This window comes from Streptomyces griseicoloratus, assembly GCF_014534645.1.
In the GTDB taxonomy this organism is placed as follows: Bacteria; Actinomycetota; Actinomycetes; order Streptomycetales; family Streptomycetaceae; genus Streptomyces; species Streptomyces griseicoloratus.
Window position 1 is genome coordinate 144809 of the sequence record NZ_JACVQF010000181.1, and the last position, 24724, is coordinate 169532.

General features: G+C 71.1%; 22 protein-coding genes and 1 tRNA gene. 3 read left to right on the forward strand and 20 right to left on the reverse strand.

What is annotated here, in order from left to right; all coding sequences use genetic code 11:
* Positions 1 to 9: 9 nt before the first annotated feature.
* From ruvA to pgsA, 9 genes are all read right to left on the reverse strand, one after another.
* Positions 10 to 615 (reverse strand): Holliday junction branch migration protein RuvA, encoded by a 606-nt coding sequence (ruvA, locus tag H0H10_RS10380; RefSeq protein ID WP_188180578.1) that lies wholly within the window; start codon positions 613 to 615, stop codon positions 10 to 12.
* Between the two features lie 13 nt (positions 616 to 628).
* Positions 629 to 1177 carry a crossover junction endodeoxyribonuclease RuvC gene (ruvC, locus tag H0H10_RS10385; RefSeq protein ID WP_188180579.1) on the reverse strand — a complete coding sequence of 183 codons (549 nt, stop codon included), beginning with the start codon at positions 1175 to 1177 and terminating at the stop codon, positions 629 to 631.
* 112 nt (positions 1178 to 1289) lie between these two features.
* On the reverse strand, positions 1290 to 2042 hold the full coding sequence (locus H0H10_RS10390) for a YebC/PmpR family DNA-binding transcriptional regulator (protein ID WP_188180580.1): 753 nt from the start codon (positions 2040 to 2042) through the stop codon (positions 1290 to 1292).
* 48 nt (positions 2043 to 2090) lie between these two features.
* Positions 2091 to 2696, reverse strand: coding sequence for a pyridoxal 5'-phosphate synthase glutaminase subunit PdxT (pdxT, locus tag H0H10_RS10395; RefSeq protein WP_188180581.1), 606 nt, complete (start codon positions 2694 to 2696; stop codon positions 2091 to 2093).
* A 56-nt stretch (positions 2697 to 2752) separates the two neighbouring features.
* Positions 2753 to 3664: a pyridoxal 5'-phosphate synthase lyase subunit PdxS gene (gene pdxS / locus H0H10_RS10400; protein ID WP_188180582.1), complete on the reverse strand. Its 912-nt coding sequence runs from the start codon at positions 3662 to 3664 to the stop codon at positions 2753 to 2755.
* Positions 3665 to 3763: 99 nt separating this feature from the next.
* Positions 3764 to 4306 (reverse strand): LemA family protein, encoded by a 543-nt coding sequence (locus tag H0H10_RS10405; RefSeq protein ID WP_188180583.1) that lies wholly within the window; start codon positions 4304 to 4306, stop codon positions 3764 to 3766.
* Positions 4307 to 4461: 155 nt separating this feature from the next.
* Positions 4462 to 5625: a glycosyltransferase family 4 protein gene (locus H0H10_RS10410; protein ID WP_188180584.1), complete on the reverse strand. Its 1164-nt coding sequence runs from the start codon at positions 5623 to 5625 to the stop codon at positions 4462 to 4464.
* On the reverse strand, positions 5622 to 6551 hold the full coding sequence (locus H0H10_RS10415; protein ID WP_188180585.1) for a phosphatidylinositol mannoside acyltransferase: 930 nt from the start codon (positions 6549 to 6551) through the stop codon (positions 5622 to 5624). Before H0H10_RS10415 ends, H0H10_RS10410 begins: the two co-directional genes overlap by 4 nt.
* Complete coding sequence (pgsA, locus tag H0H10_RS10420) at positions 6548 to 7222, reverse strand: phosphatidylinositol phosphate synthase (protein WP_188180586.1); 675 nt, start codon at positions 7220 to 7222, stop codon at positions 6548 to 6550. The genes H0H10_RS10415 and pgsA overlap by 4 nt, the downstream gene beginning before the upstream one ends.
* A 265-nt stretch (positions 7223 to 7487) precedes the next feature.
* On the opposite strand from pgsA, the gene H0H10_RS10425 reads away from it, so the two are divergent.
* Both H0H10_RS10425 and H0H10_RS10430 read left to right on the forward strand, forming a co-directional pair.
* The gene (locus tag H0H10_RS10425) at positions 7488 to 9686 is read left to right on the forward strand and encodes an elongation factor G-like protein EF-G2 (protein WP_188180587.1); all 2199 of its coding nucleotides are present in this window, start codon (positions 7488 to 7490) and stop codon (positions 9684 to 9686) included.
* A 312-nt stretch (positions 9687 to 9998) separates the two neighbouring features.
* A complete protein-coding gene (locus H0H10_RS10430; RefSeq protein ID WP_188180588.1) occupies positions 9999 to 11660 on the forward strand; it encodes an AbeC-like domain-containing protein in 1662 nt (553 codons plus the stop codon).
* A gap of 97 nt (positions 11661 to 11757) precedes the next feature.
* Here H0H10_RS10430 and H0H10_RS10435 read toward each other — a convergent pair whose 3' ends face one another.
* From H0H10_RS10435 to H0H10_RS10450, 4 genes are all read right to left on the reverse strand, one after another.
* A complete protein-coding gene (locus tag H0H10_RS10435) occupies positions 11758 to 12306 on the reverse strand; it encodes an HIT family protein (RefSeq protein WP_188180589.1) in 549 nt (182 codons plus the stop codon).
* Positions 12307 to 12382: 76 nt separating this feature from the next.
* Entirely contained in the window at positions 12383 to 14362 is a 1980-nt protein-coding gene (gene thrS / locus H0H10_RS10440; protein WP_188180590.1) for a threonine--tRNA ligase, read from the reverse strand.
* 90 nt (positions 14363 to 14452) lie between these two features.
* Entirely contained in the window at positions 14453 to 15673 is a 1221-nt protein-coding gene (locus tag H0H10_RS10445; protein ID WP_188180591.1) for a hypothetical protein, read from the reverse strand.
* Entirely contained in the window at positions 15670 to 16236 is a 567-nt protein-coding gene (locus H0H10_RS10450; RefSeq protein ID WP_188180592.1) for a DUF4365 domain-containing protein, read from the reverse strand. The genes H0H10_RS10445 and H0H10_RS10450 overlap by 4 nt, the downstream gene beginning before the upstream one ends.
* Positions 16237 to 16407: 171 nt before the next feature.
* Here H0H10_RS10450 and H0H10_RS10455 point away from each other — a divergent pair, with 171 nt between their 5' ends.
* Complete coding sequence (locus tag H0H10_RS10455) at positions 16408 to 17133, forward strand: 3'-5' exonuclease (protein ID WP_188180593.1); 726 nt, start codon at positions 16408 to 16410, stop codon at positions 17131 to 17133.
* A gap of 141 nt (positions 17134 to 17274) precedes the next feature.
* Here H0H10_RS10455 and H0H10_RS10460 read toward each other — a convergent pair.
* From H0H10_RS10460 to H0H10_RS10490, 7 genes are all read right to left on the reverse strand, one after another.
* A tRNA-Val gene (locus H0H10_RS10460) sits at positions 17275 to 17346 on the reverse strand.
* Between the two features lie 39 nt (positions 17347 to 17385).
* On the reverse strand, positions 17386 to 17832 hold the full coding sequence (locus H0H10_RS10465) for an SRPBCC family protein (RefSeq protein WP_188180594.1): 447 nt from the start codon (positions 17830 to 17832) through the stop codon (positions 17386 to 17388).
* A gap of 40 nt (positions 17833 to 17872) precedes the next feature.
* Positions 17873 to 20611, reverse strand: coding sequence for an exo-rhamnogalacturonan lyase family protein (locus tag H0H10_RS10470; protein WP_188180595.1), 2739 nt, complete (start codon positions 20609 to 20611; stop codon positions 17873 to 17875).
* A gap of 104 nt (positions 20612 to 20715) precedes the next feature.
* Complete coding sequence (locus H0H10_RS10475) at positions 20716 to 21318, reverse strand: hypothetical protein (protein WP_188180596.1); 603 nt, start codon at positions 21316 to 21318, stop codon at positions 20716 to 20718.
* A gap of 9 nt (positions 21319 to 21327) precedes the next feature.
* The gene (locus H0H10_RS10480) at positions 21328 to 22221 is read right to left on the reverse strand and encodes a carbohydrate ABC transporter permease (RefSeq protein ID WP_188180597.1); all 894 of its coding nucleotides are present in this window, start codon (positions 22219 to 22221) and stop codon (positions 21328 to 21330) included.
* Positions 22218 to 23219 carry a carbohydrate ABC transporter permease gene (locus tag H0H10_RS10485; RefSeq protein WP_188180598.1) on the reverse strand — a complete coding sequence of 334 codons (1002 nt, stop codon included), beginning with the start codon at positions 23217 to 23219 and terminating at the stop codon, positions 22218 to 22220. Before H0H10_RS10485 ends, H0H10_RS10480 begins: the two co-directional genes overlap by 4 nt.
* Positions 23219 to 24508, reverse strand: coding sequence for an ABC transporter substrate-binding protein (locus H0H10_RS10490; protein WP_188180599.1), 1290 nt, complete (start codon positions 24506 to 24508; stop codon positions 23219 to 23221). The genes H0H10_RS10485 and H0H10_RS10490 overlap by 1 nt, the downstream gene beginning before the upstream one ends.
* Between the last annotated feature and the right edge of the window lie 216 nt (positions 24509 to 24724).

Sequence of the window (24724 nt, forward strand, 5' to 3'; positions counted from 1 at the left end):
GCAGGCGGGTCAGCGGGCTCGGTTCAGGGTCTGCAGGGCCGCCTTGAGCAGCTGCCCCACCTGCGGCGGGCCTCCTGCGGCCTCCGCCTGGGGGGCCACGGCGGACACGGCCTCGTCGGCTTCGCGGGTCGCGTACCCGAGGCCGATCAGGGCGGCGTGCAGCTGGTCGCGCCAGCCGGTGCTGACCGGGGCGCCGACGGCGGGGGCTCCGACGGGCTCGCCGAGTCGGTCCTTCAGCTCCAGCAGCAGCTTCTGCGCACCCTTCTTGCCGATGCCGGGGACGGCGGTCAGCGCCTTCTCGTCACCGGTCGAGACCGCTCTGCGCAGCGCGTCCGGGGTGTGGACGGCCAGCATGGCCTGGGCGAGGCGGGGGCCGACGCCGCTGGCGGTCTGCAGGAGCTCGAAGACCTGGCGCTCGTCGTCGTCCGCGAAGCCGTACAGGGTCAGGGAGTCCTCGCGGACGACGAGGGAGGTGGCGAGCTTGGTGGCCTGGCCGACGCGCAGGGTGGACAGCGTGTTCGGTGTGCACTGGACGGCCATGCCGACCCCGCCCACCTCGACCACCGCGGCGTCGGGAGCGAGGGCGGCGACCGTGCCGCTGACGAAGGCGATCATGCCGTACGGCCTTTCATGCGTGGGGGGCCCGCGGGGCCTGCGGGGCTTTCGATGCGTGCAGGGCGAGGGCCTGCTGGAGCCGGTTCTGCGCGGGGGCGCGCCAGATGTGGCAGATGGCGAGCGCGAGCGCGTCGGCGGCGTCGGCGGGCTTCGGGGGCTCGGCGAGTCTCAGCAGGCGGGTGACCATGGCGCCCACCTGGGCCTTGTCGGCGCGTCCGGTGCCGGTGACGGCGGCCTTGACCTCGCTGGGGGTGTGCAGGGCGACCGGGATGCCGCGCCGGGAGGCGCACAGGATGGCGACGGCGCTGGCCTGGGCGGTGCCCATGACCGTGCGCACGTTGTGCTGGCTGAAGACGCGTTCCACGGCGACGAACTCCGGCCGGTGCTCGTCGAGCCACTGCTCGATGCCCTGCTCGACGGCGACGAGGCGGAGGCCGAGGTCCGCGTCCGCGGGCGTGCGCACGACACCGACGCCGAGCATGGTGAGCGGCCGGCCCGCGACGCCCTCCACGACACCGACCCCGCAGCGGGTCAGCCCCGGGTCCACCCCCAGTACGCGCACGCGCTTTCCCTTCGATCGCCTGTTTGTGCAGGCTATCGGGTACCACCGACAACGGCGGCGGGCCGGGGGGACGTGTCCCACCGGCCCGTCGAGGACGCCGTGCGGCGCGGCGTCAGGCGCCGACCTTCTCCATGATCTCGTCGCTGACGTCGAAGTTCGCGAAGACGTTCTGCACGTCGTCGCTGTCCTCCAGCGCGTCGATGAGCTTGAAGATCTTCTTCGCGCCCTCTTCGTCCAGCTCGATCTGCATGGTGGGGACGAAGTTGGCGTCGGCGGACTCGTAGTCGATGCCGGCGTCCTGCAGGGCGGTGCGGACCGCGACCAGGTCGGTGGCCTCGCTGATGACCTCGAAGCTCTCGCCGAGGTCGTTGACCTCCTCGGCGCCCGCCTCCAGGACGGCGCCGAGCACGTCGTCCTCGGTCAGCTCGCCCTTGGGGACGATGACGACGCCCTTGCGGTTGAACAGGTACGACACCGAGCCCGGGTCGGCCATGGAGCCGCCGTTGCGGGTCATGGCGACGCGGACGTCGGAGGCGGCGCGGTTGCGGTTGTCGGTGAGGCACTCGATGAGCACCGCGACACCGTTCGGGCCGTAACCCTCGTACATGATCGTCTCGTAGTCGGCGCCGCCGGCCTCCAGGCCCGCGCCGCGCTTGACCGCGGAGTCGATGTTCTTGTTGGGCACCGACTGCTTCTTGGCCTTCTGGATGGCGTCGTACAGCGTCGGATTGCCGTCGGGGTCGGCGCCGCCCATCCGGGCCGCGACCTCGATGTTCTTGATCAGCTTCGCGAAGAGCTTGCCGCGCTTGGCATCGATGACGGCCTTCTTGTGCTTCGTCGTGGCCCATTTAGAGTGGCCGGACATCTGCCTGTCTCCTTCGCGTAACCCGTCTTTGTACGAACCCCAGAGATCCTACAAGGACTCCGCCGTGCCGTTCGCGCGCACCATGTCGGCGAAGAGCCGGTGCACCCGGTGGTCGCCGGTCAGTTCCGGGTGGAACGACGTGGCCAGCGCGTTGCCCTGGCGGACGGCGACGATGTGGCCGTCGTGTTCGGCGAGCACCTCGGCCCCGGCGCCCACGGACTCCACCCAGGGCGCGCGGATGAAGACGCCCTCCACAGGATCGCCCGTGATGCCCTTGACGTCGAGCGCGGCCTCGAAGGACTCGTTCTGCCGTCCGAAGGCGTTGCGCCGGACGATCATGTCGATGCCGCCGACCGTCTCCTGGCCGGAGCGCGGGTCGAGGATCTTGTCGGCCAGCATGATCATGCCGGCGCAGGTGCCGTAGACGGGCATGCCGTCCCGCACGCGCGCGCGGAGGGTCTCCATCACTCCGAAGAGGACGGCCAGCTTGGAGATGGTGGTGGACTCGCCGCCGGGCAGGACCAGGCCGTCCACCTCGGCGAGTTCTTCGGGGCGCCTGACCGGCCTGGCCACGGCATCGGCCGCGGCCAGGGCGATGAGGTGCTCCCGTACGTCGCCCTGGAGTGCCAGGACGCCGATGACAGGAGTGTTCATGGGGTGATTACCAGTCCCTGGTGCCAGTCTCTGTTGCCGGTCGTCGCCGGTCCGCGTCACCAGCCGCGGTTGGCGTAGCGCTCGGCCTCGGGGAGGGTGTCGCAGTTGATGCCGACCATGGCCTCGCCGAGGTTGCGGGACGCGTCCGCGATGATCTTCGGGTCGTCGTAGAAGGTGGTGGCCTTCACGATGGCGGCGGCGCGCTTGGCCGGGTCGCCCGACTTGAAGATGCCGGAGCCGACGAAGACGCCCTCGGCACCGAGCTGGCGCATCAGCGCGGCGTCGGCCGGGGTGGCCACACCGCCGGCGGAGAACAGCACGACCGGCAGCTTGCCCAGCTCGGCGACCTCCTTGACCAGCTCGTACGGGGCGCGCAGCTCCTTGGCGGCGGCGTACAGCTCGTGGTTGTCGTAGCCGCGCAGGCGGGCGATCTCGTTCTTGATCTGGCGCAGGTGGCGGACGGCCTCGACGACGTTGCCGGTGCCGGCCTCGCCCTTGGAGCGGATCATCGCCGCGCCCTCGGCGATCCGGCGCAGGGCCTCACCGAGGTTGGTGGCGCCGCAGACGAAGGGAGTGGTGAACGCCCACTTGTCGGAGTGGTTGACCTCGTCGGCCGGGGTGAGGACCTCGGACTCGTCGATGTAGTCGACGCCGAGGGACTGCAGGACCTGGGCCTCGACGAAGTGGCCGATGCGGGACTTGGCCATCACGGGGATGGAGACCGCGTCGATGATGCCCTCGATCATGTCCGGGTCGGACATGCGGGCCACGCCGCCGTCCTTGCGGATGTCGGCCGGGACCCGCTCCAGGGCCATGACCGCGACGGCGCCCGCGTCCTCGGCGATCTTCGCCTGCTCCGGCGTGACAACGTCCATGATCACGCCGCCCTTGAGCTGCTCGGCCATGCCGCGCTTCACGCGGGCGGTGCCGGTCTCGGGAGCCTGGTTTTCGGAGAGCGTGCTGGACACGGATACCTCACTGAAGGGTAAAGAGGGTTTCTTCAGCACTGAGGAAACGTGAACGGACCAGGCCACAGCAAGGGCCAATGGGAAGGCGGTGGCTCCTTTTCAGGCCGCCCGGTCCACCAGCGCCGCGGGCGGCTCGTCGTCCATCTCGAAGGCCAGCGGGAAGGGCGCGTGTCCGGCCAGCCGGAACCAGCGCACCTTGCGGTGCTCGCGCAGGCGGCGGGCCGCGCCCACGGCGTCGTTGTGGAACCGCCGGGCCATGGGCACGCGCCGTACGGCCTCGGTCAGCTCGTGGGCCGCTTCCTCGCCCCCGGGCGCCTCGCGCAGCACGTCCACCTGCTGCGGGTCGGCGAACACCGCGCGCAGGGCCTGGCTCAGCTCGCTCTCGGCGACCTCCCGCTGCTCCTCCTCGGCCTGGCGGGCGGCGTGCGCGGCCTCGTACAGCACGATCGAGGCGGCCGGGTCGAGCACGCCCGCGGTGGCCAGTTCCTGTGCCACGGAGGCCCTGCGCAGCAGCTGCGCGTCCAGGGCGGCCCGGGCGGCGTCGATCCTGGCGTGCAGCCGGTCCAGCCGTCCCGCCGTCCAGCTCAGGTACAGGCCGATGGCCACGAGGACGACGAGGATCCAGATCAGGGTTGCGGTCACGGGCGGCAAGGCTACCGGGGCGCTCCGCCTGTCTTGCCGGGTCCCTCGGTGACCGTCGCCGGGGGCTGCCGCCCCCGCGCCCCCGCTTCGGCCTGGACGGCCTCGTCCTCAAACGCCGGACGGGCTGAGTGAGCCGTCCCGGCCTCGAAGTCCGCTCAGTCCCGCGCCAGTCCCAAGCGGGCCCTCAGGCCCGTCGCGCGGTCGTCCGTGGCGACCGCCGCCGCGCCCGCCGTCACCGTCTCGTAGACCGACATGATGTCCGCCCCGACCGTGGACCAGTCGAAGCGCCGTACGTGGGCGCTGCCCCGCTCGCGCAGCCGGTCCCGCCGTTCCGGGTCCGCCAGCAGGCGTACGGCCGCGTCGGCGAGCGCGTCGGAGTCCTCGTTGGCGAACAGCTCACCGGCCGCGCCCTGGTCGAGGACCTGTGCGAAGGCGTCCAGGTCGGAGGCGAGCACGGGAGCGCCCGCCGACAGGGCCTCGACCAGGATGATCCCGAAGCTCTCGCCGCCGGTGTTGGGCGCCACGTACAGATCGACGCTGCGCAGGAAGCGGGCCTTGTCCTCGTCGCTGACCATGCCGAGGAACTCCACCCTGGAGCGGAGCTCGGCGGGCAGCGAGGCCACCGCCTCCTTCTCGTCGCCGCGCCCGGCGACCAGCAGCCGGGTTTCCGGCCGCTCGGCGAGGATCTTCGGCAGGGCCCTCATCAGCACCGGCAGGCCCTTGCGGGGCTCGTCGATGCGCCCGACGAAGCCGATCGTGCCGCCCTGCCACTCGGGCTTGGGGGCGGCCTTGGCGAAGAAGTCGACGTCGACCCCGTTGGGGATCACGACGGCGTCCCCGCCCAGGTGCTCGACGAGGGTGCGGCGGGCGTACTCGCTCACCGCGATGCGCGCGCTGATCTTCTCCAGGGCCGCCTGGAGGATCGAGTACGCGGCGATCATCGCGCGGGAGCGCGGGTTGGAGGTGTGGAAGGTGGCCACGATCGGGCCCTGCGCCGCCCAGCAGGTCAGCAGGCCGAGGGAGGGCGAGGTCGGCTCGTGGATGTGGATGACGTCGAACGCGCCGTCGTGCAGCCAGCGCCGTACCCGGGCCGCCGACAGGAAGCCGAAGTTCAGCCGGGCCACCGAGCCGTTGTACGGCACCGGGACCGCGCGCCCCGCGGAGACGACGTAGGGCGGCAGCGGGGTCTCGTCGTCGGCGGGCGCGAGGACGGACACCTCGTGGCCGAGGCGGATGAAGTACTCGGCGAGGTCACGGATGTGGAACTGGACGCCGCCCGGCACGTCCCAGGAGTACGGGCAGACGATGCCGATCCTCACGACGCGCCCTGCCCGGGCTGCGACGGGGCCTTGGCCGGATCGAGGTCCTTCAGCCACAAGCGCTGCAGCATGTGCCAGTCCTCCGGATGGTCGGCGATCCCGGTGGCGAAGGCGTCGGCCAGCGCCTGTGTCATGACAGACGTCTTCTCGCGCCGGGTACCTGACCCGGGCACCTCGACCGGCGGATGCACGCGCCCCTGCATGACGGGCGATTCGTCGTACCAGAGCGTGACCGGCAGCAGGAGCGCCCCTGTCTGCTGGGCGAGCAGGGCGGGGCCGGCCGGCATCCGGGCCGTCTCGCCGAAGAACTCGACCTCCACCCCGGAGGCGGACAGGTCCCGGTCGGCGACCAGGCAGACCAGGCCGCCGTCGCGCAGCCGCCGGGCCAGCGTGCCGAACGCCGTGCCGCCGCTGTGCGGCAGGACCTCCATGCCGAGGCCCTCGCGGTAGGCGACGAAACGGTCGTAGAGGGTCTCCGGCTTGAGCCGCTCGGCGACCGTCGTGAAGGGGATCCCGAGCTCGGTGGTGACCCAGGCGCCGGCGAGGTCCCAGTTGGCCAGGTGCGGCAGGGCCAGGACGACGCCCTTGCCGGCGGCCAGGCCCTCGGTCAGGTGGTGCAGGTCCTTGGGGGCGAAGCCCGTGCGGATGCGCTCGCCGCTCCAGGCGGGCAGCCGGAAGGACTCCATCCAGTAGCGCAGGTACGAGCGCATGCCCGCGCGCGAGAGGGCGGCGAGCCGCTCGGGGCTCGCGTCCGGCAGCACGCGCGCGTAGTTGCTCTCCAGCCGCCTCACGCCCGTGCCGCGCTGCTTCCAGGCGACGTCGGCGATCGTGCGGCCGAGCCGTGCGGCGACGGGCTCCGGGAGCTTCTTGACGGTGCTCCAGCCGGCGCCGTAGAGCGCGTCGGTCAGCCGGTCCCGGGCACTCACTTCGCGGCCTCGCTCCCCCGGGCGCCCTGCCCGGCCGCGGCGGCCTCCGCCTCGGCGGACTCCCGGCGGACCGTGACGACGCGCTGGATCAGCGTGACGAGGCTGCCGACGGCGACGATCCACAGGGCGATCGGCAGGAGGTACTGGATGCCGGGCACGCCGAACTTGTGCAGGCCGGCGAATCCGGCCGCGACCAGGGAGACCACCAGCCGCTCGGCGCGCTCGACGAGCCCGTTGACGGCGACCGGCAGGCCGATCGACTCGCCGCGCGCCTTGGTGTACGACACCACCTGGCCGCTGGCCAGGCAGAAGATCGAGACGGCGCACAGGACGTTGTCGTTCCCGCCGCCCGCGTACCAGAGGGCGAAACCGCCGAAGATCGCGCCGTCGGCGACCCGGTCGAGCGTGGAGTCCAGGAAGGCCCCCCAGCGGCTGGAGCGGCCGAGCTGGCGGGCCATGTTGCCGTCGACGAGGTCGGAGAACACGAACAGCGTGATCACGACCGTGCCCCAGAAGAACTCGCCCATGGGGTAGAAGACCAGCGCACCCGCGACCACACCGGCGGTGCCGATGAGCGTGACCGTGTCCGGGCTCACGCCCCGGCGGATGAGAAACGCGGCGAACGGTGTGAGGACACGCGTGAAGAATGCACGCGCGTACTTGTTCAGCATGGCCTTCCCGAGGGGTCGGTGTGGCCGCGTGGCCCTTGCTGACCACCGGCTGGCCCATCGTAGCCACGCGCGCGCGTGAGCGACGGCCGGGCACCCGGACCCCGGTCCCGGGGCGGTCGGGCGCCGGGATCGGGCCGTTCGTATGGACGCAGCGTGACGGGAGTGGAAAGCTCGAATAACCGCGGGCGTCGCCGGAGCCGCCAGTGAACGCGGTCCCCGCGTGTCCGCGCCCACAGTGACCTCACCGTGCACGGGAGGCAAGGACATGGGCGACAAGACACACACCCACCCCGGAGCCGCCGGCAGGGCACAGGCGGCCGACCATCCCGCGTCCGTACGGAATGTGGTGCTGGTCGGCCACTCCGGAGCGGGCAAGACGACTCTGGTGGAAGCTCTCGCGCTGACCGCGGGAGCACTGAACCGGGCGGGCCGCGTGGAGGACGGCGGCTGTGTCTCGGACTACGACGAGATCGAGCACCGCCAGCAACGGTCCGTGCAGCTCTCCCTGGTGCCCGTCGAATGGGACGGCATCAAGATCAACCTTCTGGACACCCCGGGATACGCCGACTTCGTCGGTGAGCTCAGGGCCGGTCTGCGGGCCGCGGACGCGGCCCTGTTCGTCGTCTCGGCCTCCGACGGGGTGGACGGCTCGACCCGCATGGTGTGGGAGGAGTGCGCGGCCGTCGGCATGCCGCGGGCCATCGTCGTCACGCACCTGGAGGCGGCCCGCGCCGACTTCGAGGAGATGACGCGGATCTGCGCCGAGGCCTTCGGCGGGGACGACCCCGACGCCGTGCTGCCGCTGTACCTGCCGCTGCACGGCCCGCAGGCGCCCGACGGGCACGCGCCCGTGACGGGCCTGACCGGGCTGCTGTCCCAGCAGCTGTTCGACTACTCCTCAGGCGAGCGCAAGGCGTCCGAGCCGGGCGAGGACCAGCTGCCGCTGCTGGAGGAGGCCCGCAACCGGCTGATCGAGGGGATCATCTCCGAGAGCGAGGACGAGACCCTCATGGACCGCTATCTCGGCGGCGAGGAGGTCGACGTCGCGACCCTGATCCAGGACCTGGAGCGGGCCGTCGCCCGCGGGGCCTTCTTCCCCGTCCTGGCCGCCGCTCCCGCCGCCGACGGCGCGCGGCAGGGGCTCGGTACCGTGGAGCTGCTGGAGCTGATCACCCGCGGCTTCCCGACGCCGCTGGAGCGCGAGGCGCCCCAGGTGACCACGCCCGACGGCACACCACGCGCCCTGAAGACGTGCGATCCCGACGAGTCGCTGGTCGCCGAGGTCGTGAAGACCTCCTCCGACCCCTACGTCGGCCGGATCTCACTGGTCCGCATCTTCTCCGGCACCCTGCGCGCCGACCAGACGGTGCACGTCTCCGGGCACGGTCTGGCCGACCGCGGCCACGAGGACCACGACGTCGACGAACGGATCGGCGCCCTGTCCACACCGTTCGGCAAGCAGCAGCGCCCGGTCGGCCACGTCATCGCGGGCGACCTGGCCTGTGTGGCGAAGCTGAGCCGCGCGGAGACCGGCGACACCCTCTCCGCGAAGGACGACCCGCTGCTGATGGCGCCGTGGGAGATGCCCGACCCGCTGCTGCCGCTCGCCATCCAGGCGCACAGCAAACCGGACGAGGACAAGCTGTCCCAGGGCCTGGCCCGGCTGGTCGCCGAGGACCCGACGATGAAGCTGGAGCAGAACCAGGACACCCACCAGGTGGTCCTGTGGTGCCTGGGCGAGGCCCACGCGGACGTGGCCCTGGAGCGGCTGCGCAGCCGGTACGGCGTCCAGGTCGACGTCGTTCCGCACAAGGTGTCGCTGCGGGAGACCTTCGGGAGCAAGGCCGCCGGACGCGGCCGGCACGTCAAGCAGTCCGGCGGGCACGGGCAGTACGCCATCTGCGAGATCGAGGTGGAGCCGCTGCCCGGCGGCTCGGGCATCGAGTTCGTCGACAAGGTGGTCGGCGGCGCCGTGCCCCGGCAGTTCATCCCGTCCGTCGAGAAGGGCGTACGGGCCCAGGCAGCCAAGGGGGTCGCGGCGGGCCATCCGCTGATCGACGTCCGGGTCACGCTGCTGGACGGCAAGGCGCACTCGGTCGACTCCTCCGACGCCGCCTTCCAGACGGCCGGCGCGCTGGCCCTGCGGGAGGCGGCGGCCGACGCGAAGATCCATCTGCTGGAGCCGGTGGCCGAGGTGAGCGTGCTGGTCGGCGACGACTACGTGGGCGCCGTGATGAGCGACCTGTCGGGGCGGCGCGGCCGGGTGCTCGGCACCGAGCAGACCGCCGGCGGGCGCACCCTCGTACGGGCGGAGGTGCCGGAGATCGAGATCGGCCGGTACGCGGTGGACCTGCGCTCCCTGTCGCACGGCACGGCGCGCTTCAACCGCCGCTACGCACGGCACGAGCCGATGCCGCCGCAGATCGCGGAGCGGCTGCGCGAGGAGGCGAAGGCCGCGTCGTAGGGCCGGCCGGGCCCGTCCGCCGGCGCGGAGTCCCCCACCGCGCCGGCGGCGTCCCGGGCGGCCCGTGCTCAACCGGCCCTGGATGAGCGGCCGTTCCCGCCTCCGACCGCGCATGTGCGGGGCCGTCGGGGCGTCTTCACGGCCGGGCGCATGACGGCGCACAGCGGCCCGGACCGCGCACGCGGGGGCGCCTTCGGGCATCCGGCGACGCATGTCCGTGGCTGCGGATACGCTGATGACCTGATCAACAGGTGTGCGAGGCAAGGAAGTCGGGAAGGCCGCAAGCGACAGTGGTGGCGATCGGGGGCGGGAATGACCGTTGACGGCGGTTACGCGGACTTCTTCGGTCCGCAGGTGCCGCGTACGGGCGACGAGGGCCAGACGGCGACCTTCGCCCTGGCCTCGGCGGCCTACCGGGACAACCCCATGGAGGAGATCAAGAAGGCCGACAACGAGTGGCACCAGTCGGAGGTGAAGGCCGGCCGCCCATGGGCCACGATCTTCCGGCCCAACCTGGGCGAGGCGTTCTCCCGCGCGGTCGTGGACCGCATGCTGGGCGGCGACCGCAAGCCCCTCATCCAGTCCTTCGGAACCGAACCGCAGGTGGTCGTCGAACACTGTCTGGCCGCCAACCGCATCCGCAGGGAGCGCGACAACCGGCTGACCGCCGTCACGGTGGTGTGCGGTCTGCTGTTCCTGCCCGGCCTGCTGGTCTGGCTGCTCACCTTCCAGATCCGCACCACCGTCTCCAAGACGGAGAACAAGCAGGCCGGCGCCCTCGCCACCGCCGTGCTCGTCGCGGTCGGCGTGCTCGCCGTGCTGTTCCTGCTCAAGATGCCCTTCACCGGTTTCTGGGCCTGGTACGCCCGCGCGTCCGTCGTGATGCCCGTCATCGGCTGGTTCTGGGCCCGGCGGATCTGCGAGCGCACGGCCAGGGACCTGCGGGAGCGCTGGGACAGCCTCCTGTCGGGCAGCAGCGTCGGCGCCAAGGTCCCCGAGGCGGTGCCCAGCGATCCCGGAGAGACCGCGGCCGAAAAGCTGCGCCAGTCCCTGGCCAGGCTCGGCGCCGAACAGCAGTCGAACTCGGTCTTCTACGCCGGCCCCAAGGGCATCCTCGGCATGGGCACGCGCTGGGGCAGCTGGCAGCTCGCCGAGGACCTGGTGCCCGCCGACCCCACGCGGGAGATCCACCCCTTCCGCAGCTGGGACGTCATACGGTCCATCCACGACCAGCTGCGGATGCTGGAGCGCGGCCCGCTGAACACCGGCGGCTTCCCCAAGCCGTCCATACGGCACTGGGTCGTCACGCCGATCGGGGAGAACGCCAAGGCGGTCTCACGCCCGGAGGGCACGGACGTCGAGGCGTACCAGGTCAAGCCGCACGCGATACAGGACATCTGCAACAAGCAGCAGTTCGGGGCCGGGGACCGGCACTACCTGGGCGTCCAGTGGACGCTGTGGGACGGGCAGCTGGTCATCACGATGATGATCACGGTGACGGTGCTGCACGCGACCCTGCGCATCGAGGTCACCGGTCATGCCCTGGGCCCGGTGAACCCGCTCTTCACGACCAAGCCGGAGGCGCCCTCGAAGGAGGTCGCCAAGTCGTTCAAGCCGTGGGAGACACGGAAGGTGATGCTCCCGCTGGTCACCACCAACGAGGTCGTACGGCTTGCCGTCCGCGCCCCGCTCACCTGGTACCCGCCGCTGCTGAACTGGCTCGGCGGCACGATAGGACTGCCCGAGCCGTTCGGCCTGCGGCACGCCTGGGCGGATCAGCCCTGGCGGCACCGCTTCATGGCGGACGACGCGCTGCGCGCCGCGACGCCGGTGCTGCGGGTGGTGCACGCGGCGGCGATCCGGGTGCTGGAGGAGAACGGCGTGGACACCGAGAAGTTCGGGACGCGGTCGGCGTTCCTCAGCACGGCGGTGCAGGATCCGTCGCCGCGGAAGGCCGACGTGTACGACGCGTGAGCCTCGCTGGGGGCTGCGCCCCCAGACCCCGCTTCGGCCTGCACGGCCTCGTCCTCAAGCGCCGGACGGGCTGACGATGCCGGCCTCCGTCAGGAGGTCAGGCCGTCGGCCAGGCCTCCGCCAGCATCTTGCGGGTGTCGCCCAGCAGCTGCGGCAGCACCTTCGTGTGGCCGACGACCGGCATGAAGTTCGTGTCGCCGCCCCAGCGGGGCACGATGTGCTGGTGCAGGTGGGCGGCGATGCCCGCGCCGGCCACCGAGCCCTGGTTCATGCCGATGTTGAAGCCGTGGGCGCCGGAGGCGGTGCGCAGGGCCGTCATCGCCTGCTTGGTCAGCCCGGCGAGTTCCGCGGTCTCCGCGTCGCTCAGCTCGGTGTAGTCGGCGACGTGGCGGTACGGCACGGTCATGAGGTGGCCGCCGTTGTACGGGTACAGGTTGAGCACCGCGTACACGTGCTCGCCGCGCCGGACGATCAGCCCGTCCTCGTCGGACTTGGCCGGGATCGAGCAGAAGGGGCAGCCGTCGTCGGCCCCCGGGCCGCTCGGCTTGTTCTCACCCTGGATGTAGGCCATCCGGTGGGGGGTCCACAAGCGCTGGAACGCGTCCTGCGTCCCCACTCCCAACTGCTGCTCCGGCTCACTCGTCATGCGTGCAGCATATGGCGTCGCCCCCGGGGACCGGGAAAGGCCCCCGGATCTCCCGGGGGCCTTCGGTGCCTGCCGGTCAGACCTGCACCCGCTCCTCGACGACCTTCACGATCTTCGCGATGGCCTCGTCGACGGGGATGCCGTTCTCCTGGGAACCGTCGCGGTAGCGGAAGGAGACGGCACCGTTGGCCATGTCCTCGTCGCCCGCGATGACCATGAAGGGCACCTTCGCCTTCTGGGCGTTGCGGATCTTCTTCTGCATGCGGTCGGAGGAGGCGTCGACCTCGACGCGCAGACCGGCCGCCTTGGCCTTCTCGGCGAACTCCCGCAGGTACGGCACGTGCGTGTCGCCGATCGGGATGCCGAGCGCCTGGACGGGCGCCAGCCACGCCGGGAAGGCACCGGCGTAGTGCTCCAGGAGCACACCGAAGAATCGCTCGATGGAGCCGAACAGCGCCCGGTGGATCATGACCGGCTGCTGGTGCGAGCCGTCCGCCGCGGTGTACTCCAGCCCGAACCGCTTGGGCTGGTTGAAGTCGACCTGGATGGTCGACATCTGCCAGGACCGGCCGATGGCGTCCTTGGCCTGGACGGAGATCTTCGGGCCGTAGTAGGCGGCGCCGCCCGGGTCCGGGACCAGCGGCAGGTTCTGCTTCTCGGCGGCCAGGCGCAGCGCCTCGGTGGCCTCGTCCCAGTCCTCGTCCGAGCCGATGAACTTGTCGGAGTCGTCGCGGGTGGACAGCTCCAGCTCGAACTCGGTCAGGCCGTAGTCGCGCAGCAGGTCGAGCACGAAGGTCAGGAGCGTGTCCAGCTCCTCCGGCATCTGCTCCTTGGTGCAGTAGATGTGCGAGTCGTCCTGGGTGAAGCCGCGCGAGCGGGTCAGCCCGTGCACGACGCCCGACTTCTCGTACCGGTACACCGTCCCGAACTCGAACAGGCGCAGCGGCAGCTCACGGTAGGAGCGGCCCCGCGACTTGAAGATCAGGTTGTGCATCGGGCAGTTCATCGCCTTGAGGCGGTAGTTCTGCTCGTCGAACTGGATGGGCGGGAACATGCCCTCCGCGTAGTGCGGCAGGTGCCCGGAGATCTCGAAGAGGTGCTCCTTCGAGATGTGCGGGGTGTTCACGAACTCGTAGCCGGAGACCTCGTGCCGGCGGCGCGAGTAGTCCTCCATCACCTTGCGGATCACCCCGCCCTTGGGGTGGAACACCGCGAGGCCGGGGCCCAGCTCGTCGGGGAAGGAGAACAGGTCCAGCTCGGCGCCGAGCTTGCGGTGGTCGCGCTTCTCGGCCTCGGCCAGGAACTCCAGGTGCGCCTTCAGCTCGTCCTTGGACGGCCAGGCGGTGCCGTAGATGCGCTGGAGCTGCGGGTTCTTCTCGCTGCCGCGCCAGTAGGCGGCGGCGGTGCGCATCAGCTTGAAGGCGGGGATGACACGGGTGGTCGGCAGGTGGGGGCCTCGGCAGAGGTCCTTCCAGCACAGCTCGCCGGTCTTGGCGTCGAGGTTGTCGTAGATCGTCAGCTCACCGGCGCCGACCTCGGCGTCGGCACCGTCGGCGGCCTGCCCCGCGGCGCCCTTGAGGCCGATCAGCTCCAGCTTGTACGGCTCGTCGGCCAGCTCCTCGCGGGCGGCCTCGTCGGTGACGGCACGACGGGAGAAGCGCTGGCCGCGCTTCTGGATCTCCTGCATCTTCTTCTCGATGGCCTTGAGGTCATCGGGGTGGAAGGGCTTGTCCACGTCGAAGTCGTAGTAGAAGCCGTCCTTGATGGGCGGGCCGATGCCCAGCTTGGCCTCGGGGAACAGCTCCTGCACGGCCTGCGCCATGACGTGCGCGGTGGAGTGGCGCAGGATGTTGAGGCCGTCCTCGGAGGAGATCTCGACGCCCTCGACGGTCTCGCCGTCCTTGACCTCGTAGGCGAGGTCCTTGAGCTCGCCCTCCACACGCGCGGCCACGATCGAGCGCTCGCCGGCGAAGAGCTCGGCGGCCGTAGTGCCCGTCGTCACCACGCGTTCTTCCCGCTCGGAATCGCGTTGGATGATCACACGGACGTCTGACACCGGTCTCTCCTGACTGAAGTGGGTTCGCGGCGCCATACCGGAGCGCACGCTGAGGGCGATGGTACCGACCCGGGCCCGCCGACAGCGAAATCACTCCCCTGAGCAGGCCTCCTCGAAGCAGTCGAGGTTCTCCTGCAGCGCCTTCATCAGCCGGTCCCGCTCGGCCTCGTCGACCTGCACCGGGACGACCTCGCGGGCGCCGGTGAGCCGGCGGAAGCCGCCCCGGCTCTCCAGCCGGCCGTGCACCCGCACCGGCAGTCCGACGAGGTGCGCGTGGCCGGCGATGCGGTAGGACTCCTCGTCCAGGGTGATCCGTACGTGCGGGACCTCGGCCCCGGCGAGCACCCGCAGCCGTACGGTGCCCACGCCGCGCGGCCCCGACCTGCGCATCCGCACCACCGTGCCGGTGATCCGCACCGGCACGGAGGGTTCCGCGCGCAGGTAGCGGGCGCCGGCCTCGCGCAGGGCGGGCAGGTCGCCGGGCGAGAACTCGACGGGCTCGGCGAGGGCGGCGCAGCCCTCGGGGACTCCGGCTGCCGGTGCCCAGTCCACGGCGACCCGGGCTCCCTCCGTGCCGGTGACGAGGGCCACGAGCGCCTCGGTGAGCTCCTGGCTGACGCCCGCCGCGACGGCGGTGTCGAAGGCCTCCATGCCGCCGGTGGCCCGCCGGTAGTCGATCGCCTCGCGGGCCGCGTACAGCGCCTCGTGGAGGCGTACGGCGAGGGGGCGGCCGGTGGCGACGGGGACGAACGCGGTCAGGCGGCGGCCGCCCGGGGCGGGACCGACCAGGACGTTCTCCAGGGAGGCCGCGGCGGCGCGGCGGTGCCGGGCGCCGTAGTAGCCGGCACGCGCGCGCGTGGCGAGCGCGCCGGCGGTGAGCATCCGGCGGGCGGCGCCGCGCAGCCGTTCCTCGTCGTTCCAGGGCGTGGAGCCGCCGGGTCCGGCCGGGGCGTCGCGCCACCAGCGGATCTCGTCGCTGGGTACGGCGAGGGAGACCAGGATCTCGCGGGCGGAGGGCGTGCCGCTGCGGGACAGGGCGAGCAGCGCCTCGCCGAGCAGGTCGTCGCTGTCGGGGAAGGCGCGGCCGACCGGGACCAGCAGGCTCGTGGCGCCGCCGCCCGGTCCGGGCGGGGTCCAGCGGCCGTAGCGCCCGGGGGCGCCGCCGCGCCGCTGCCAGCCGTGCCGGTGCAGCAGGGCGGTGAGCACGGCCGGGTCGACCGCGTCGGGCTCGGGCGGGTGGCCGTCCCAGGCGGTGCCGGTGGGGTGCGGCCGGACGGCCCGCAGACGTTCGCCGGCCGGGCGGTGCGTCATGGTTTCCCTCCCGTCCCGACCCGCGTCATGATCTCGCACAACGCCCGGTCGTCGAAGATGCGTGCGGTCGGTATCCGGACCGTCGTGCGGCGCCGGCCCGTGACCGGGTGTCCGGCGAGGTTGGTCCAGTAGCAGCAGTGCCTGAGGTCGAGCCGGTCGTGGCCGGCGCGCAGCCACTGGTCCCGGGAGCGCGGGACGATCATCACGACCAGGATCTTGTGCACGGACACCGGCGTGCGGGCGAGCTTGGCCAGGTGGTCGTTGTCGAGGGTGAAGGAGAAGAAGCGTCCCGGCGGGCCGGGCGGAATCTGGTACGTCGCCTTGAGCTGCACCTTGATGGTGACCTCGTCGTCGACCGTGTGCCCGGGCGCGCTGTGGCTGACGTGCCAGTCGATGCCGTTGTCCGGGAAGGGCTGGGACAGCGAGCAGCCCGCGGCGGCGGCGACCGCGTGCAGATAGCCGACCTGCAGCGTCTCCATGCAGGCGGTGGTGGCGAGGGAGCCGCGCGTGGGCGCCGTGCGCTCGGGCAGCAGCCCGCCCCGTTCGGGCTGCGCTATGGCCATGACCAACAGCCTTCCAGAACTGGTGAATCCCCGCTTCGGGCCGCTGAACTGCAAAGACCCGTACTCCTGTTGTGTCCTTCCGGCGTACGCCGCAAACAGCCCGGGTATCACCGAACCGGGACAGAAGACGGCGCGTCAGCTGCCGTGGTGGGACGAGGAGTTGGGTGTCTTATGACGTGCTGGTTCGAGGGGCCGCTGGCCGCCTTCGACACGGAGACCACCGGGGTGGACGTCGAGACCGACCGGATCGTGTCGGCCGCCCTCGTCGTCCAGGACGCCCCCGGGCTGCGCCCGCGCATCAGCCGCTGGCTGGTGAACCCGGGCGTGCCGGTGCCCGAGGCGGCGACGGCGGTGCACGGGCTGACGGAGGAGCATCTGCAGCGCAACGGCCGCTGGCCCGCGCCGGTGATGTACGAGATAGCGGAGGCCCTGGCCGAGCAGGCCGTGGCCGGGCGTCCTCTCGTGGTGATGAACGCGCCCTTCGATCTGACGCTGCTGGACCGGGAGTTGCGCCGGCACCGCGCCTCCTCCCTCGGCCGCTGGCTGGAGCGGAAGTCCCTGCACGTCCTCGACCCCCGGGTGCTCGACAAGCACCTCGACCGCTACCGCAAGGGCCGCCGCACCCTCACCGACCTGTGCGCGCACTACGGCGTCCCCCTGGAGGGCGCGCACGACGCGGCGGCGGACGCCCAGGCCGCACTGGAGGTCGTACGGGCGGTGGGGCGCCGTTTCGCGGGGCGTCTGGAGCGGCTGTCCCCCGCCGAGCTGCACACCCTGCAGGCCGTGTGGCACGCGGGGCAGGCGCGGGGGCTGCAGGCGTGGTTCGCGCTGAACGGGACCGAGGAGGCGGTGGACCCGGCCTGGCCGCTGCGACCGGATCTGCCGGCGGCGGCGTGATCCCTCCATTCCGGCCGGCAGTAACGCCGGTCACGGGGGTGTGGGTGGCGCAGCCCCCACTGCGCGCGGCGAAGCCGCGCAAAACACGAAGAGAGCGACGTGGTCCGCGTCTTCTGCGGACACACGTCGCTCTCGCGATCGTGGGCGATACTGGGTTCGAACCAGTGACCTCTTCGGTGTGAACGAAGCGCTCTCCCACTGAGCTAATCGCCCGGGAACGCACTGAACAATACAGGTCCAGGCGCCCTTCCTTCAAACCGCTTGCAGCCGGGTGGCCAGTGCGCGCCGCCCGGCCCGCATCATCAGCGTGTGGTTGGCCCGGAAGACAGGCCTTCCCGGCACGGCGAGCCGGCGCAGCAGCGGCTTGCGGACGTCGACCTCCTGGTCGTACCGGGCGAGGGCGCCGGTGCCCCGGGGGATGATCGTCCAGCATGCCCAGCCGTCGATGTCGCCGGACAGGGAGACCTCCAGGATCCCCGCGGCCGGGTCGCGCGCCCGCTCCCGCAGGGTGCAGGTCAGGTCGTAGGGGACGAGCGAGCGGATCCGGATGGTCCCGCTGGTGCCGTCGAGCCGGGTGACCTCGCGCACCTGGGGCCACCAGCGGGGGTAGTCCTCGATCCGTTCCAGGGCCCGGTAGACGGCCGCCACGGGCGCGGGGAGGGTCCACAGACTGCGGAATCGGTAATGGTTCCAGTCCACGTGGGGAGTGTGCCCCGCCCCCGCGCCCGTCACGTGCCGGCTACGGCATCATGTCGCCCAGAAGTGCCAGGTTCTCGATGGCGGCGAGTCCGTAGAGCGCGGTGTCGTTGGTGGACACCCAGCTCGCCTCGCTGCCCGGCACCAGCGTGACGGGGCCGCTGAGCTTCTCGGTCTTCCAGGGCGCCGACTCCTTGTAGCCGTCCGAGTTGTAGAACTTCTCCCACGCGCGCGTGGCGAGCTTGGCGTCCCCGGTCTGCACGGCCGCGTAGGCGTCGAGGCGCGAGTGGCCCTGGAAGAGGATCAGGCTGCCGAAGTTGCTGCCGTACCGGGCGGCCTGTTCTGCCTTGGTGGCGTTGAAGTAGCGGCAGTAGTCGAGGTAGGCCTCCTTGAACTCGGGCATGTCGACCAGGTCGATGAGTTCGGCGCACAGCTCGTTCAGGCCGAAGACCGCCGAGAGGTGCGAGACGGACACCGCGGGCCGCTCCGCGATCGCGAACTTCCCGGTGTCCAGGTCGTACAGGCCGCTGCCCTGGACGAAGCCGTTGGGCTGGGCGGCGATCGTCTCCATCGTGGACAGTACGCGCGCGCGTGCCTTCTCCCACTTGGGGCCCTTGCGTTCCCACTCGGTCAGCCACGCCGACACCAGGCCGCTCCAGTCGGTGCCGAAGCCGATCGACAGGGCGTGCGGGTCGGGCGTGTAGTCCGGGTCGGGGCGGACCTTGCGCTGCGGGTCGAGCACGAGGAACGTCTCGTCGGAGTCGACATTGGCGTGCATGAGGTCGCCGACGCGTTCGTCGGCGGTGAGGAAGTAGTAGAAGCGGCGGTAGGTGGTGTTGGCGATGCGCTGCTGCTTGGCGCTGTCGGCGTAGTGCTGCACGCCGTGCCGGGTGCCGAGGCCCGCCCACTTGCCCAGGTGGTAGACGTCGACCTCGCCGGTGTGCCGGGTCATGGCCTCGGCGAAGCGGAAGATGTCGGCGCGCCCGGAGCGCAGGTAGGCGTACCAGAGCCACAGGTCGGGCGACAGCTCGGAGTTGTCCCAGGCGTAGCCGCCGACGTCGTAGCGCCACTGGTGCCGGGCGGTGTCGTAGGTGTGCATGATGTCGCCGTAGTCCCAGAAGCCGTACCAACGGCGCATCTCCACCTGGTCCTTGTAGTAGGTGAAGAGGAAGTCGAGGTGGTCCTCGATCTTCGCCTTGGCCGGCGTGGAGCGGTCGGGCTCGGAGTACAGGCCCTTGCCGAAGACGCCCGCCCCGATGAGCTGCTTCGGCGGGGCGGCCAGTTGCGGCAGCACGCGCACGGCCTGGACCTGCTCGGCGAGCGTGTCGGCGTCCGGGGTGGAGGCGTTGGCCCAGAACAGCAGCTCGGAGGTGCGGGCGATGCCGTAGGGGGTACCGAACTCCGGCTCGTAGTCCTCGTAGGTGATGTTGAGGCCTTCGAGCTGTTCGGCGTAGGTGTCCTGGCCCATGCCGTCGTGGTAGAAGCGCAGGTCCATGGGCTGTGCCTCGGGTGACCAGAGCCAGAGGGTGACCTCGGCCTCGTCGGTGTGGGCGTCGCGGATGTCGAGCTGGGCGGGGTACTTCTCCCAGAAGTCGCGCAGCCCGAAGGAGAGGCCGCCGCTGGTCCCGCCGACGTATCCGAAGCCGGAGGCGCGCCGGCCGCCGCCCGCGCCGATCCAGCCGTGTCCCTTCTTGGTGCGCTTGCGCACGGTGAAGCCGTCGGCGGAGAGCTGGGAGAGGGTGTAGTCGCCCCACTCCGGGATGTACTGGAGGCGGGTGGTGACCCGCTGGTCCCAGGTGGACGGGTCGGGCAGCTTCTCGCCCGCGTACTGCGCCGCCTGCACGGCCGCGCCCGGGTCCCGGCGCAGTCCGGTGATGCCCTTGACGGCCTCGCGCAGCAGGCCGGTGCCCTCGCCGCCGATGCGGATGTGACGGTCGTAGCTCTCGTCGCGCATCGGCACGGTGAAGCGGACGCCGAGGCCGCGGATGAAGTCGCCGCTCGCCCTGCCCGGCTCCTGGGTGCCGTCGTAGGTGATGGTGTGCACCATGCGGAAGGAGTCGGCGCCCGCGTAGAAGTAGAGGCGGATGGAGAAGGGGAGCCAGCCGCGGCTGCCCTTGCGGTGCTTGCCGTCGATGCGGACGACGGCCCGGACCGGGCCCTCCTGCTCGACGGTGACCTCCGAGACCGCGCCGTCGAAGCGCTCGTACTTCACCGTGCCCTGGTCGCCGTCCTCGATCTCGGGCTGGCGCAGCAGGACGAGCCGGCCGTTCTTCGCGATCTCGGTGGAGCCGCGGGTGACCGATCTGATCAGGGTGGTGCCGGACGTGCCGATCCTCGCGGTGAGGACGCCGGTCGACACGACGATGGTGCCGCCGCTCCGGTCGACGGTGACCTTCTTCTCGGGCGCGGCGGGGGTCCCGGCGGTCAGGGTGAGCCTGCCGGAGCCGGAGCCGACGGCGTGCGCGGTCCATTTCAGGGAGCCGTCGGGCCAGTACGCCAGCGGCCACGACTGCACGGGTACGGGCCTGCCGTCGGCGTCGGTCACGGCGAACGTCTGGTCCTCCCGGTGCACGCCCCGCGGCCAGGGGACGCCGACCGTGGAGCCGGGCGCGGCGCCCAGGCCGCCGTCCTCCAGCCAGTCCAGGGTGACGGGGTCGGCGCCGGCGGTCCCGGCGGCGGGCGCGGCCTGCGCGTCGTTCGCGCCGAGCGCCCAGCTGAACTGGGCGGCGGCGCCGGCGACGGCGGCCGCCTTGAGGAGGGACCTGCGGGGGATCGGGGACATGGCCTTTCCTTTCCGTGCGGGAAGCGTTCCGAGCGGTGGTCAGGGGCATGACAGAGCAAGGCGCGGCGCCGGAGCGCCGGCCTGCTGCGGAAGGGGCCGCCGGATCAGCGGCGGAGGTAGCGCTCCTCCACCGCGACGGCCGCCGCCGCGACGGCACCGAGCACGGGGACCGCCAGCGGCGCGACGACCCAGGCGGACAGGACCACCACGGCCAGCCCGCCGACGATCAGGAAGGAACCGGCGGGGTCGAGCACGGTCCGGCGCCCGGCGGCGGCGAGCAGGGACCGCCAGGTCACGCCGGGCGCCCAGGCGGCCGCGGCGCGCAGAACGGCCACGGCCGCGCCGATGAGGGCGGACACCCCGACGGCGCCCACGAGAGCGCCGCCGGGCAGGCCTGCCCGCACGGCCCGTACGTCCACCCACACCGCGGCGAGGACGGCCCATCCGGCCAGGCCGACGAGCCATCCGCCGCGCAGCGCCGAGCGGAAGTCGGCCGCGAACTCCCGCCACCCGCCGCGCTCGTGGGCGAGCCGCCGCCCGAGGTGGCGCGCGCCGGCCGCGAACGCGGCGGGGTAGGTGACCAGCGGCAGCGCGGCCACCGCGATCCACACTCCGGTCAGCAGGCACTCGGCGAACAGGGCGAACCGCTCGGCGAGCAGCGACTCCCCTCGCTCCTTGCGGGACTCGGCGTGCGCCTCGGTCGTCATCGGTCCACCTCAGCCCTTCAGACCGGAGGTCGCCATGCCGTCGATGAGATAGCGCTGGAAGGCCAGGAAGAAGGCGAGGACGGGCAGCAGGGCGACGAGCGACATCGCGATCATGCCGCCGTAGTCCGCCAGGGCCTCCTGGTCGACGAACATCTTCAGACCCAGCGACACCGTGTACTTGTCGGGCTCGTTGAGGTAGATCAGCGGGCCCATGAAGTCGTTCCAGGAGTTGATGAAGGTGAAGATCGCGCTGGTGATCAGGGCCGGGCGGCACAGCGGGAGCACGATCGACCAGTAGATGCGGAAGTGCCCGCAGCCGTCGAGGCGGGCCGCCTCGTCCAGCTCCTTGGGCAGGTTGCGCATGAACTGCACCATCAGGAAGACGAAGAACGCTTCCGTCGCGAGGTACTTGCCCAGCAGCAGCGGCGTGTACGTGTTGATCATGTCCATGTTGCGGAACAGCACGTACTGCGGGATCAGCAGCACGTGGTACGGCAGCAGGAGCGTGCCGATCATCAGCGTGAAGAGCAGGTTGCGGCCCGCGAACCTGATCTTCGCGAAGGCGTAGGCCGTCAGCGAGCAGGACAGCAGGATGCCGACCACCGAACCCACCGCGAGCAGCAGCGAGTTCATGAAGAACGTGGAGATCGGGATGTCCGCGATGCCCTCGGTCAGACGCGTGTAGTTGCTGGTGATCGGGTCGGCCGGAAAGAGGTCCAGGCTGCCGACGATGTCCTCGCTCTCCTTGAACGAGCCGCCGATGACCCAGACCACCGGGTAGAGGATCACCGTGAGGATCGCCAGCGACCCGAGGTGCCAGGCGAGCGAGCCGGGCAGCCTGCGCCTGAGGGCCGCCGCCCTGGTGGACCGGGCCGGTGTGACATCGGTGGCCTGCGCGCTCATCGGCCGCCCTCCTCGTAGTGCACCCAGCGCTTCTGGGACCAGAACAGCACCGCGGTGACCAGGGCGACCGCGACCAGCAGCATCCACGCCATGGCGGAGGCCAGGCCCATGCGGCTGTTCTCGAAGCCCTGGACGTACAGGTAACAGGTGTAGACCATGGAGCCGTCCGCGGGTCCGCAGGCGTTGCCTCCGGCGCCGCCGCCGACGATGTAGGCCGAGCTGAAGATCTGGAAGGAGTGGATGGTCTCCAGCAGGACGTTGAAGAAGAGGACCGGGGAGATCATCGGCAGGGTGATGTTCCAGAACTGCCGCAGCTTGCCCGCCCCGTCGACGTCGGCCGCCTCGTACAGCTCGCGCGGCACCTGCTTGAGACCGGCCAGGAAGATGACCATGGGGGCGCCGAACTGCCAGACGGTGAGCGCCACCAGGCTGTAGATGATCATGTCGGGGTCGCCGGTCCAGCCGCCGACGTCGATCCCGAAGAGCTTCTGCGTACGGTCGACCACCGCGTCGTCCGAGAAGATCGCCTTCCAGACGATGGCGACGGACACGCTCGCGCCGATCAGCGACGGCGCGTAGAAGGCGGCCCGGTAGAAGGCCTGCCCGCGCCGCTTCTGGGCCAGCAGCAGCGCCACGCCGAGGGCGGCGATCAGCTTGATCGGCGTGCCGACGACGACGTACCACAGCGTCACCCGGACCGAGTGGCGCCAGCGCGGGTCGCCGAACATCTCGGAGAAGTTGTCCAGGCCGATCCATCGGGGCGCGTCGAAGAGGTTGTAGTCGGTGAAGGCGAAGTAGAGCGAGGCGGCCATCGGTCCCGCCGTCAGCAGCAGGAAACCGGCGATCCAGGGGGACATGAAGAGGTAGCCGGCCAGGTTGTCCCGGCGCCGCCGCCGCTTGAGGGCGGCGGAGGGCCGGGGCTTCGCAAGGCCGTGCCGCGGCTCGGAGTCCCGGGTCAGGTCCTCCATCGCAGGGGCGTGTGTCACGGCGCTTCCCATCAGCCGGCGAGAGCCGTCTTCGACTCGTTGAAGAACTGCTCGACGGCGTCGTCCACGGACCGCTTGCCCAGCGCCATCTCCTCGGCGATGCGCAGGAACGCGGCCTCGCAGATGTCGGCGCCGTTCGGGTGCGGGGTGATGGGCTCCAGGACGCCCGCCTTCACGAGGGACTCCTCGTAGGCGGCGATGGCCTTGTTGACCGGGTCGGTCGGCCGGTACGCGTCGTACTGGGCCTGCGTCGTGGGCACGCCGCGGTCGTAACCCATGATCTTGGCGACCTCGGGATCGTGCACCATGAAGTCGATGAACTGGGCGACTTCCTTGGGGTGCCGGGTGCGCTTGGACGCGCTGAGCATCAGGGAGCCGAGGTACTGGCCGGTCTTCTTGCCGTCCGTGGTCGGGATGGGCGCGAGGCCGTACTCGCTCTTGCCCTCGGAGGTGTAGCGGACGGTGAAGTTGTCCCAGGTGAACTCGCTGCCGGCGAGTTCGGCGGAGAGCGCCGACTTGGGCTTGATCTGGGCGACCTTCTTCGGGTCGGCGAACAGACCGGACTTCACCTGCTTCTCCGCCCTGGTCCACCATTCGGTGAGGTCCGCCTCGGTGAAGCCGAGTCCGTCCTCGGTGAAGAACGCCTTGCCGTTCTGCCGCAGGTACAGGTCGTAGAGGTACATGACGCCGTACATGCCGCTGTCCCCGGCCCGGCCCGTCCTGTCGCGGACCTTCGTCATCGCCTCTTCGAAGTCGTCCCAGGTCCAGCCCTGTTCGGGCTTGACGCCGGCCCGGGTGTAGACGGGCTTGTCGATGACGAGGGCCATGGAGTTGGAACCGACCGGGACACCGAGGAGCTTGCCGTCGATCTCGCCGAACTTCTCCAGGCCCGCCCGGAATCCCTCCATGGAGAGGTTGCCGGCCTTCACCTGCTCGCCGAGGTCGAGCAGGACATTCTTCGCGTCGTACTTGCGGAGAAATCCGATGGCATTCTGGAAGACGTCCGGCGGATTCCCTCCGGAGGCCTGCGTGTTGAACTTCTTCCAGAAATCCAGGTACGGCTGGAAGTCGGTCTTGACCTTGATCTTCGGGTACTTCTTCTCGAAGAGCGCGATGGTCTTGTTGATGCGCTCGGCCCGGTCCTCGGCACCCCACCACGAGTAACGGATCGTCACCGTTCCGTCTCCCGAGCCGGTGCCGCCACCGCACGCGGTGGCCGTCGCTCCCAGCCCCGCGACGGCCAGCGAGGCCCCCGCCGCTTTGAGGATCGTCCGCCTCTCCACATCCCTGCCCTGCTGCATACGAGCCTCCCCGCGACGTAGCGTTCGCCCCATGAATCGTTTCAAGTAAGCGCTTGCTGGCACAAGTTACGGAGGGCCTACGGGCGCGTCAATGACCCGGACAGGAATTGATGGGCGCGACCGTCCGGCCGCCTCGGCGAAGCCCCCCGGCCGCGTCGGCCGACGGGACGGAAACACCCAGGTCGGCGGTGCGTGATCGACGGACCGAACACCGGG